8 protein-coding genes and 1 tRNA gene are annotated in these 9,944 nt (G+C 64.1%); 2 read left to right on the plus strand and 7 right to left on the minus strand.

Annotated elements, in window-relative coordinates; genetic code table 11:
• Positions 1 to 16: 16 nt before the first annotated feature.
• Positions 17 to 780, minus strand: a protein-coding gene (locus ACIQ3B_RS16930; RefSeq protein WP_397404656.1) for an IS5 family transposase whose coding sequence is annotated in 2 segments (ribosomal slippage) — positions 17 to 442 and positions 445 to 780 — 762 coding nt in all. Because the reading frame shifts where the segments join, the coding sequence is not laid out codon by codon here.
• 210 nt (positions 781 to 990) lie between these two features.
• Positions 991 to 1,593 (minus strand): TIGR00730 family Rossman fold protein, encoded by a 603-nt coding sequence (locus ACIQ3B_RS16935; protein WP_397404658.1) that lies wholly within the window; start codon positions 1,591 to 1,593, stop codon positions 991 to 993.
• 230 nt (positions 1,594 to 1,823) lie between these two features.
• Here ACIQ3B_RS16935 and ACIQ3B_RS16940 point away from each other — a divergent pair, with 230 nt between their 5' ends.
• A complete protein-coding gene (locus ACIQ3B_RS16940; protein ID WP_397404660.1) occupies positions 1,824 to 3,581 on the plus strand; it encodes an ABCB family ABC transporter ATP-binding protein/permease in 1,758 nt (585 codons plus the stop codon).
• Here the strand turns inward: ACIQ3B_RS16940 and ACIQ3B_RS16945 are convergent.
• From ACIQ3B_RS16945 to ACIQ3B_RS16955, 3 genes are read right to left on the minus strand one after another with little or no spacing between them, the layout of a single operon-like run.
• Positions 3,578 to 4,114, minus strand: coding sequence for a GNAT family N-acetyltransferase (locus tag ACIQ3B_RS16945; RefSeq protein WP_397404662.1), 537 nt, complete (start codon positions 4,112 to 4,114; stop codon positions 3,578 to 3,580). The genes ACIQ3B_RS16940 and ACIQ3B_RS16945 overlap by 4 nt on opposite strands.
• A 3-nt stretch (positions 4,115 to 4,117) precedes the next feature.
• Positions 4,118 to 7,354, minus strand: a complete 3,237-nt coding sequence (locus ACIQ3B_RS16950) for an efflux RND transporter permease subunit (RefSeq protein WP_397404664.1) — start codon at positions 7,352 to 7,354, stop codon at positions 4,118 to 4,120.
• A gap of 26 nt (positions 7,355 to 7,380) precedes the next feature.
• A complete protein-coding gene (locus ACIQ3B_RS16955) occupies positions 7,381 to 8,451 on the minus strand; it encodes an efflux RND transporter periplasmic adaptor subunit (RefSeq protein ID WP_397404666.1) in 1,071 nt (356 codons plus the stop codon).
• Between the two features lie 238 nt (positions 8,452 to 8,689).
• On the opposite strand from ACIQ3B_RS16955, the gene ACIQ3B_RS16960 reads away from it, so the two are divergent.
• Positions 8,690 to 9,130 carry a VOC family protein gene (locus tag ACIQ3B_RS16960; protein WP_397404668.1) on the plus strand — a complete coding sequence of 147 codons (441 nt, stop codon included), beginning with the start codon at positions 8,690 to 8,692 and terminating at the stop codon, positions 9,128 to 9,130.
• A gap of 20 nt (positions 9,131 to 9,150) precedes the next feature.
• On the opposite strand, the gene ACIQ3B_RS16965 is transcribed toward ACIQ3B_RS16960, so the two are convergent.
• Together ACIQ3B_RS16965 and ACIQ3B_RS16970 are read right to left on the minus strand one after the other, a co-directional pair.
• Positions 9,151 to 9,729, minus strand: a complete 579-nt coding sequence (locus tag ACIQ3B_RS16965; protein WP_397404670.1) for a DedA family protein — start codon at positions 9,727 to 9,729, stop codon at positions 9,151 to 9,153.
• 133 nt (positions 9,730 to 9,862) lie between these two features.
• A tRNA-Asn gene (locus ACIQ3B_RS16970) sits at positions 9,863 to 9,938 on the minus strand.
• Positions 9,939 to 9,944: the final 6 nt, after the last annotated feature.

Here is a 9,944-nt window from a genome sequence, read left to right on the forward strand (position 1 = left end):
TAGGTTCAGTGGACACTTATCGTAGCCATAGAGCGATGGCGGCGATGGTGACGACGGCGAGGTAGTTCCTGGCGGTCTTCTCGAAGCGTGTAGCGACACGTCGGTACTGCTTGAGCTTTGAGAAGCAGCATTCGACGAGGTGGCGCTGGGCGTAGAGGTGCGCATCGAGCGGGTACTTCAGGGCGCGTGAAGGGTTGTTGGGGATGACGGCCAGCGCGCCTTTGTCGGCGATCGCCTGGCGGAAGTGGTCGGCGTCGTAGGCGGTGTCGGCCATGACGATCCTGGCGGGCAGGCCTTCAATCAGCTGCCCGGCCTGGGGAGCGTCGCCCAATTGGCCGGCGGTCAGGTGGAAGCGGACAGGACAGCCCAGGCCTCGGACGGCCATGTGGATCTTGGTGCTCAGGCCGCCGCGCGAGCGGCCGATGGCCTGATCTTCAGACCCCCTTTTTTAGCCCCCGCCGCATGCTGGTGGGCGCGCACGATGGTGGAGTCGACGATGAGGTACTCGAAGTCCGGATCGCCGGACATCGCCTCGAAGATCCGCCACCAGACGCCTTTGGCGCTCCATCGACTGAAGCGCCGGAAGACGCTGTTCCAGTCTCCAAACACCTCATGCAGATCGCGCCAGGGCGACCCCGTCCGCACGATCCACAAAACTCCTTCGACGAACATCCGGTTGTCGCGCCCGGTCGAGCCCTTCTGATCCGGGCGCCCGATGATCAGCGGCGCTATGCGCTCCCACTGGTCATCACTCAGAACCAGCCGATCCATCACACCCAAGGTCACCTCCCAAAGAGAAGCCTTGAATCACGATCCGCTCGATACCGGAATCCCTAGAGTCCACAGCTCCTAGGGCTCCATGTCCAGAAACGCCGGGAACGGCATCTCTCCGCCGGGTCGCCAGAGAGACGCCGCAAGAGCGCGCCCATCGGCAAGCGGAATACGGATCTCTACATCGATCAGCTCGCGAGAGACGGCGGACAGGGTCGTCTAGCCCCGCCGCCCCACTACCGCCTCGGACGGAAAAGCCTCACGGGACTGAGCCAGCAGCGCCGGGACGATCTCATCGACGGTATCCACCGAGATCCAGGCGCCCATGAATTCTGCCGGCGTCAGGTTTTCGTCGACGGTATGCTGAAACAACTTGAATAGCGGCTCCCAGAAGCCGCGCGGATTGTAGAACACCACCGGTTTGGCGTGCAGTTCCAGTCGTCGCCAGGACAGAAGCTCGACAACTTCCTCGAGTGTGCCGATGCCCCCGGGAAGCACCACAAAGCTGTCAGACCGCAGGAACATGAGCATTTTCCGCTCATGCATGTTGTCGACGATGATGTGCTCCACGACCTCCAGCGCACGCTCCTGGGCCACCAGGAAGGTCGGGATGATCCCGAGGACTTCGCCATGCGCCGAATGGGCGCCACGCGCCACGGCGCCCATCAGGCCGACGCCGCCGCCGCCATAGACCAGCCGGATCCGGGCGTCAGCCAGCTGCCGGCCAAGTTCGGCCGCCGCCGCCAGGAACTCGGGATCTGCATCATTGGACGACCCGCAGAATACGCAGGTCGATTCCAGACGCTGGCTCTTGCGCCCCATCGGGACTACTCCACGGGTTAGGAAACCGGCGCAGACAACCGGGCTGCCGAAAACGACTATGTCCCCACAAGGGTCAAGGAGAACCTAGCCATTGTCGAGAGTTCCTGTCGCTGGCGCAATGTTCGCGGTCGAAGGGCGGATCCTTGGTTCATTCTGACATCATGCGGGCCCGGTTCAGCGGTCCGGGCGCAGTTGAGGGGCCTCAGTCGAGGTTCAGCTTCTGGTCGTCCATGCGTGACCTGGGCGCCCTGGTCATGCGCTCGGGCGCGCCCCAGCTACACTTGCGGATCGCAGCTGCCCTCGGGCTCGTGGTGGTGGGCAAGCTCTGCGGCGTGATCGCGCCGGTCATGCTGGGCGATGCGATCAACAGCCTTGGTCCGGCGCAACAGCAGGCTGTGACCGTCGGGACGGCCTTTGTCACGTTCGCCGTCGCCTTTGCGGCCCTGCGGCTTCTGGCGGCCTGTGCGCCCTATGCCCGCGACGCCATCTTCACCCGCGTTTCGCAGTCCACCATGGCGCGCGCCGCCATCGAGAGTTTCGGGCACGCGCTGTCGCTCTCGCTGGATTTCCACCAGACCAAGCAGACCGGAACCCTCTCGCGCGTGATCGATCGCGGTGCGTGGTCCACCGATTTCCTGATCCGCAGCCTGATCTTCAACCTCGGTCCGACTTTCGTCGAACTGATCCTGGCCATGGGCGTCATGCTGGTCCGGCTGGACTGGAAGTTTGCGCTGACCGCGTTTGTCACCCTTGTTCTCTATGCGGCCATCACCTTCAAGATAACCGACTGGCGCCTGTCGCACCGCCGCGAACTCAATGAAGCCGAGAACCGTGCGGCCGGCCTCTCCAACGACGCGCTGATGAACTACGAGACGCTGAAAGCGTTCGGCGCAGAACAGCGGCTGGTCGAGTCCTATGGCCGCGCCATGTCCGATTATGTCGACGCCAGTTCGAGGGCCAACGGCTCGCTCAACCTGTTGAACGGCGCCCAGTCGGTGATCCTGAACATCGGCCTCGGCGCCATGACGGTGATGGCCGGCATGGCGGTCGCAGGCGGGACCCTTCGCATCGGCGACATCACCATGGCGATCTTCCTGCTGTCGGGTCTCTACGCGCCGCTCGGCATGCTGGGCTTCCAGTATCGCGAGATCCGCCAGGGCCTGATCGACATGGAGCAGATGGTGGCGCTCCAGGCCATCGCGCCCAACATTCGCGACGTCGATGCGCCGACGCCGCTGCCGCCAGCCAGCGGGCAGGGGGCGGCCATTGCGTTCGAGGATGTGAGCTTCCGTCATGATGCCCGCTCGTCCGGCCTGCTGGGCGTCAGCTTCAAGGCCCGGCCGGGCCAGACTGTCGCTCTGGTTGGCCCATCGGGCGCCGGCAAGACGACGCTGGTGCGCCTGGCGATGCGGTTGCTGGACCCACAGGAGGGTCGCGTGCTGATCGATGGCGTGGATATGCGTAACGTCGCCCAGGCCGAGTTGCGCCGGGCTGTGGCGCTGGTGCCGCAGGATGTAGCGCTGTTCAACGACACGCTGTTCGCCAATATCGGGTTCGCCCGACCCGACGCCACGCCGGAAGAGGTCCGCGGCGCGGCCGACGCCGCCGAACTGGGGCCCTTCATCGATGGCCTGCCCAACGGCATGGCGACCAAGGTGGGTGAGCGCGGGCTGAAACTCTCGGGCGGCGAGCGCCAGCGGGTCGGCATCGCTCGCGCCCTGCTGGCCAATCCGCGCCTGCTGATCCTGGATGAAGCGACCAGCGCCCTGGACGGGCCCACGGAGGCTGCGATCCAGGAGACCCTTCGTCGGGTCAGGACTGGTCGCACCACCCTGGTTATCGCCCACCGGCTCTCGACCATCGTCGACGCCGACCAGATCCTGGTGCTGCGCCGGGGGCGTGTCGTTGAACGCGGAACCCATGCGGAACTGCTGGCCAGGACCGGCGAGTATGCGGCCCTCTGGCGTCGCCAGACGCGGGAGAGCTAGATGATCGCCTTGCCCATCCGCATCAGCGGGACCGCTGCGCCGCCGCGCGCGTCCTCGATGGCCTCAATGTCCGTATAGCCGCACTGGCTGTAGAGCGCGCGGCCGGAGAGCGTTGCCATCAGTTCCAGGCGCTGGAACCCCTCGGTCTGGGCGGCGTCCTCGCACAGGCGCAGGATCAAACGTCCAACGCCGCGACGTGCAAAGTCAGGATGGGTGTACATGGCCCGCACCCGTGCGGGGTCAAAGGCGGGGTCAAGAAGGGCGGCGTCGCGGCCCGGGGTGTGATCGCCGCCGTAGAGGGTCGCCCGGCGGCTCCAGCCACCGCAGCCGGCGATATGGCCCTGGGCTTCGACAATGAAGTAGGTTCCATCGACCAGCAGTTGGCGATCGAGACCCATGATCATCCGGCTGGATGCGATCTGCGCGGGGTCGAGAAACCCCTTTTGAAGCTGCCCGATGGCGGCGTCCATCACCACGGTCAACACCGGGATATCGGCAAGACCCGCGATCCGGTGCGTCAGTCGGGCGCTCAAACCCTACTCCGCAGCGCGGGGCAGATCATCAACAGCACTACCTGAGGCGCGTCCGCGCGACGACGACCCGCCGCCGCCTCGCAGTCGCTTCCGGAGTGAGGCAAGGCGCGCCGAGTAGATCTTGGGCGCCGCCAGCATGACCGGCGTCAGGATCAGTGTCAGCAGGGTGGCGAAACTCAGGCCCCAGACAACGGCTGCAGAGAGTTGCACCCACCATTCCGAGCCCGGAGCCTTGTACTCAATATGGGCGCTGCGGAAATCCGGATGGATCTGGAACATCAGCGGCAACAGACCCACAACGGTGACGAGGGTGGTCAGCAGCACCGGTCGGAACCGCTGGATCGCCGCGCGGACGGCGGCGTCATCGGCCTCATAGCCGCTGCGTCTCAGCTGGTAGTAGGTGTCCACCAGAACGATGTTGTGGCCAACCACGACCCCGAAAAGGGCCACCACGCCGGTGCCGAGCATGATCACGCTGATGTAGTCGAAGGTGTTGGCGAAATTGACCTGCACCCCCAGCAACACGCCGGCTGTCGACAGCACCACCGCCGAAAGCGTCACCACCACCCCGTAGAAGCTGTTGAACTGCCAAAGCAGGATCACCGACATCATGAAGATCGTCGCCACAATGGCCACCATGAAGAACTGGGCGGCCTTCTGGCCCTCCTCATCGGCGCCGGCGAATTTGGTCGTAACCGTGTCGTCGATGGGCGCACTATCAAGCCAGGGCCTCATCTCCGCGACCTTCAGGTTCCCGGCCACGCCAGGGACGGTGTTGGCCTGGATAATGACCTGCCTCTGTCCATCCCGCCGCTGAATTTGGGTCACCTGTTGCGCGGGAACGCGTTTGATAAAATAGCTGGCCGGCACGGAGCCTTGCGCTGTCGTGATCTTCAGCTTGTCGATAGCGGCGACGTTCCGGTCCGACGCCGGGAAGCGGACGCGGATGTCCAGCTCGTCCTGCGCATCATCCGGCCGGAACCGTCCCATCAACACGCCGCCGGTGAGGAACTGGATCGTCTGGCCGACAGACAGCACGTCGACGCCGTAGCGCCCTGCCGCCTCGCGGTCGACTGTCAGGTTCCATTCGATGCCGGGCGAGGTGCGGTTGTCCTCAAGCTCGATGAGTTGCGGATCACTTGCGAATTTGGCCTTCACCAGATCGGCGGCGCGATCCAGCGCGGCGGGATCGTTGCTGAGCAGCTCTACCTGCAGGGCCTTGCCGGTCGGCGGCCCGCCCTCGGGCTTTCGGACTTCCACCTGAATGCCGGGCACATCGCCAATCCGGGTCCGGATGTTTTTGGCTATGTCGTCGCCACGCAGACCCAGCGCCAGGCGTTCCTCGAAGTGTTCGAAATCGACCTCGATCGAACCGATCGTATCGTTCGGCGGGGATTGGGGGCCGCCATTGGTAATGAAGCCGCCGGATCGGACATAGATGGCCCGCACGCCCTTTGTGCCGATGACTCGGTCCTCGACCTGACGCACCAGCGCGTCCTGCGCCTCAGGCGAGAGGTTGCCGCGGGCCTTGATGTAGACGGAAACGGATTCAGGATCCTGCTCCAGGAAGAACACGCTGCGATGCTGGGTATTGCTGAACCAGAAGATGATCCCGAACACCATGACGAAGGCGGCGGCCATGGTGCGCGTGGGATGACGCCCAAGCACCGTCAGGAAGTTGGCGTACCAGCCCATGAACCCTGACATCTGTCGCGGGTCTCCCTGTTCCGATTTCACGATCTCGGCCAGCAGTTCCTCGTCGACGGCGGTTTTGCGACCGAACAGCGAGCCCAGAGCCGGGGTAAAGACCAGGGCGATGAAGATGGATGCGCCGAGCACAAAGAACAGGGTCAGCGGCAGGAAGCTCATGAACTTGCCGGGGATCGAGTTCCAGAACATGAACGGCAGGAAGGCGCAGAGCGTGGTCAGGGTGCCGTTGACCACCGGCCAGAACATCCGCTTCCCGGCTGCGGCAAAGGCCTCTTCCTTTGGTATGCCTTCGGCCATCTTCCGATCCGCATACTCCACGACCACAATGCCGCCGTCGACGAGGATGCCGACCGCCAGCACCATGCCGAACATCACCATCTGATTGAGCGTGATGTTCATGGCGTTGATCATCAGGAAGGCCAGCAGGAAGCAGGCCGGGATCGCCATCCCCACGATCAGGCCCTGCCGGATTCCGAGGCTGGCCACGATGATGATCATCACCAGCAGACTGGCCGAAAGGATGCCGCCTTCAAGAACATTGAGCGTGCGCGCTATGAAGTCGGATTCGTCGGAGGTGTAGTCCACCCTGACCGTGGAGGGCCAATTCTTCTGTTCCTCGGCGACCACCTTCTTCACGGCGTCTACGGTTTCCAGAATGTTGGAGCCGCTGCGCTTGGTGACCTCGATCGAGAAGGCGGGCTGGCCGTTGAAGCGGCTGATGGTCGTGGGGTCCTTGAAGGTGCGGCGCACCTCGGCCACGTCGCCCATGGTGATGAGGCGGTCGCCGTTTTTCTTGATGGGGAGGTTCAGGATGTCCTGCGGCTTCTCGACGACGCCAGGCACCTTGACGGCGAACTGGCCGGTCCCCGATCTCAGATTACCCGCCGGCACCAGCTGGTTATTCCGCCCGATGACCTGGGCGATCTCACCGGTGGTGACGTTGTAGGCCTCCATCCGAAGGGGATCGACGGTAACCTCGAGCAACTCTTCGCGCGCGCCCCCCATGAAGACCTCGAGCACGCCGCTGGTGGCTTCCAGCCGGTCCTTGAGCCGTTGGGCGACCAGAAACAGCTCACGTTCAGGGGCAGGGCCGAAGAGCATGATGCGGATCACCGCATCCTGGGTGAAGTTGGCCTTCTGGATGATCGGCTCTTCCGCATCGGGCGGGAACTTGCCGCGCGCCAGATCGATCTGGGCGCGCACATCGGCCAGGGCCAGGTCCGTCTTGATATCGGGCTCGAACTCAAGCGTGACCACAGCGGAGTTCTGCCGGGCCACCGAACTCATCTCCTTGAGGCCCTGGATCGTCTGAAGTTCCAGCTCCATCGGCTTCAGCAACAGGCGTTCGGCGTCCTCCGGAGACACCCCCGGAAAGGGGACCACCACGATGATGTACGGCACATCGATATCGGGCTGCGCCTCGCGCGGCATGGCCAGATAGGCGAAGAAGCCGAAGATCGCCGCGACCAAAGTCACGCCAAGCACAACCTTGCGCCGTTTGATGGCTCCGTCGATGAGGCCGCCGATCATATCTCGTCTCCCGGGGAAGCCAGACCCTAGCGGGCCTGAGCGACCCGAACCTTTTGTCCGTCGCCAACAAACGATTGGCCGACGGTGATGATCTGAACCGAACCCTTAAGACCGCTGACCCAGACACCGCCAGGCGTCTCCTCGAGGACCGACACCGGCGCAAACGCCACCCGGTCGGAATTGACCACATACCGGACGCCCTGACGCCCGGCCGCATCCAGCACCAGCGCCGACACAGGCACCATGTGGGCGGCTCCGGAGCCGGCCTCGATCCGCAGGTCGGACGACAGCCCCGAGCGAATGCTGTTGCCGGGGTTCGAGGCGACGATTTCCACGCGATAGGTGCGGGTCTGTGGGTCGGCCTCCCGTGCTACGTAGCGCACACGCCCCGTCAGGATCTGACCGGACACCAGGCGGGCCTGCGCCGACGCACCGACGCGCAGCTTGCCGGCCTCGGTCTCGGGCGCGTCGCCGACGATCAGCAGGGGGTTGAGTTCGATCATGGAGCCGCAGGCCTGCCCCGGGGCAAGATAGGCGCCCACCTCGGCGTCGCGGCGGTCGAACACGCCGGCGAACGGCGCGCGGATATTGACCTGATTGAGCACGATCTCGGCCTGGCGCACAGCGGCCTGGGCCGCGTCCAGGTTCGCCTGAGCCTCCAGCACCTGCGTCTGGGAACGATAGCCTTGCGCAGCCAGCTGGGCGGCGGCTTCCCGCTGAAGCTGCCGGGATTTCAACGCAGCGCGCGTCTGGTCCAGTGAAGCCTGGCGGGCGTCGACGGCCAACCGGCACAGAATCTGACCCTGAGCAACGAACCCGCCCTCGGTGGCGGGAGCGGCAGCGACAACGCCGGCGGTCTCCGAGCGGACCACTACGCTGCGAGCCGCCTCGGTGCGTCCTCGCAGCACAACTTCAAGATTTCGAACGGTCTCCGGCGTCGTCTTGACCTGAACGCTGAGCGGGCCAGCCGGCGCCAGATTCGCAGTCGCCGCGTCGCGATCGGCCCCGCGGTTGTTTAACAGCGACCCCAGCGCAAAGAAGACGACCAGGATCAGCGCCACTGCGATGATAAAGACGTACTGCGATTTCAAACGCATGAAACTTGATCCCCAGCCCCTGTCCGCCGTGCGACGTTGGTCTTCACGATGGTTCGCCTTTTTGCGGCGACTTGCCGTCTTTGTGATGCCGCGCCAACCTGACAGCAAATGAAATTACGATCACATGGACGACTCGCGGTGCTCAATCGCCGCATCTCATGATTGTGAGGTTAATTTTGGTCTCGAGTTGCGCGAGTTGCGTACCCGCTGTCCAACAAATCAAGGAACGGAAACACCAGTGCGATACCTTCATACCATGGTCCGCGTGACCGACCTCGACGCCTCGCTTGGCTTCTATTGTGACAAGCTGGGCCTTAAGGAAGTTTCCAGAAACGAGAACCCCATGGGCCGTTTCACGCTGGTGTTTCTCTGCGCGCCTGCCGACGAAGAGGCGGCTCGCAAGGGTCAGGCGCCCATGGTCGAGCTCACCTGGAACTGGGATCCGGAAGTCTATGAGGGCGGCCGCAACTTCGGTCACCTGGCCTATGCGGTGGACGACATCTATGCCGCTTGCCAGCGATTGAGAGATGGCGGTGTTGTGATCAATCGACCGCCCCGTGATGGCCGCATGGCCTTCATCCGCTCTCCGGACAATGTGTCGGTGGAGTTGCTTCAGGCAGGCCCGGCGCTGGCGCCGGCCGAGCCGTGGGCCTCGATGCCTAATGTGGGGGTCTGGTAGGCGCGCCCGACGGCCGCAGATCAGGTCGGGTCAAGCGGGCGCCGCCGTGTGGCTCGCCACCGCCAGACTGCCAGGCCGCCGATCACCAGAACACCGACAACGACAAAGATGATCGGGCTTTTGTCGGGAGCGAACCGCTCCAGGAATGTCATCGCCAGTGCGCCGAACAGATAGCCCAGCGCGACGAAGATTGCGGACCAGATGCACGAGCCGAGGGCATTGAGGATTCCGAATCGCAGTGACGAAACACTGGAGATCCCAAGGGCCACTGGCCCGGCCGCCCGTAGCCCATAGAAGAACCGGAAGCCCAGGATAAAGCTGTTCGGATAGCGCTCGATCATCCCCAGCGCCCTGGCGAAGGTAGGGCGGGCGATGGTCTTCTGAACAAATCCGGTCTGGCGAAAGCTGCGCCCCAGCACGAAAAGCAGGTGATCCAGCACCCCCGATCCCACGGCGCCAGTGGTGAACACCACCCAGACGGGGATGATATTCTGGCGCGACAGGGCGGCGCCGATGATCACGGCGGTCTGGCCCTCAAAGGCTGCGCCGATGAGAATCGCCAGCGGACCATAGGTCGCGATGAGGTCTTCTGTGGTCATGGGCGCCAAAGGAGGGGCAGGGCGAATCTCCCTGAAGTATGTGGCGCGAAGGTTAGCAATCTGACGACGCCTGGCCGCAAGCTGGCGGGGCCCGGCCAGGACGGTGCATTCCACATGATCGGAATGGTCTCGATGGCTCCCGGAGCAGGACTCGAACCTGCGACAAGTCGGTTAACAGCCGACTGCTCTACCAGCTGAGCTATCCGGGATCAGGC

The organism is Phenylobacterium sp., from assembly GCF_044358365.1.
Classification (GTDB): Bacteria; Pseudomonadota; Alphaproteobacteria; order Caulobacterales; family Caulobacteraceae; genus Phenylobacterium.

Bases quoted from the DNA above. Each gene is read 5' to 3' on its own strand.
- ACIQ3B_RS16935 (WP_397404658.1), bottom strand. From the start codon at position 1,593: ATGGGGCGCAAGAGCCAGCGTCTGGAATCGACCTGCGTATTCTGCGGG.
- ACIQ3B_RS16940 (WP_397404660.1), top strand. From the start codon at position 1,824: ATGCGTGACCTGGGCGCCCTGGTCATGCGCTCGGGCGCGCCCCAGCTA.
- ACIQ3B_RS16950 (WP_397404664.1), bottom strand. From the start codon at position 7,354: ATGATCGGCGGCCTCATCGACGGAGCCATCAAACGGCGCAAGGTTGTG.
- ACIQ3B_RS16955 (WP_397404666.1), bottom strand. From the start codon at position 8,451: ATGCGTTTGAAATCGCAGTACGTCTTTATCATCGCAGTGGCGCTGATC.
- ACIQ3B_RS16965 (WP_397404670.1), bottom strand. From the start codon at position 9,729: ATGACCACAGAAGACCTCATCGCGACCTATGGTCCGCTGGCGATTCTC.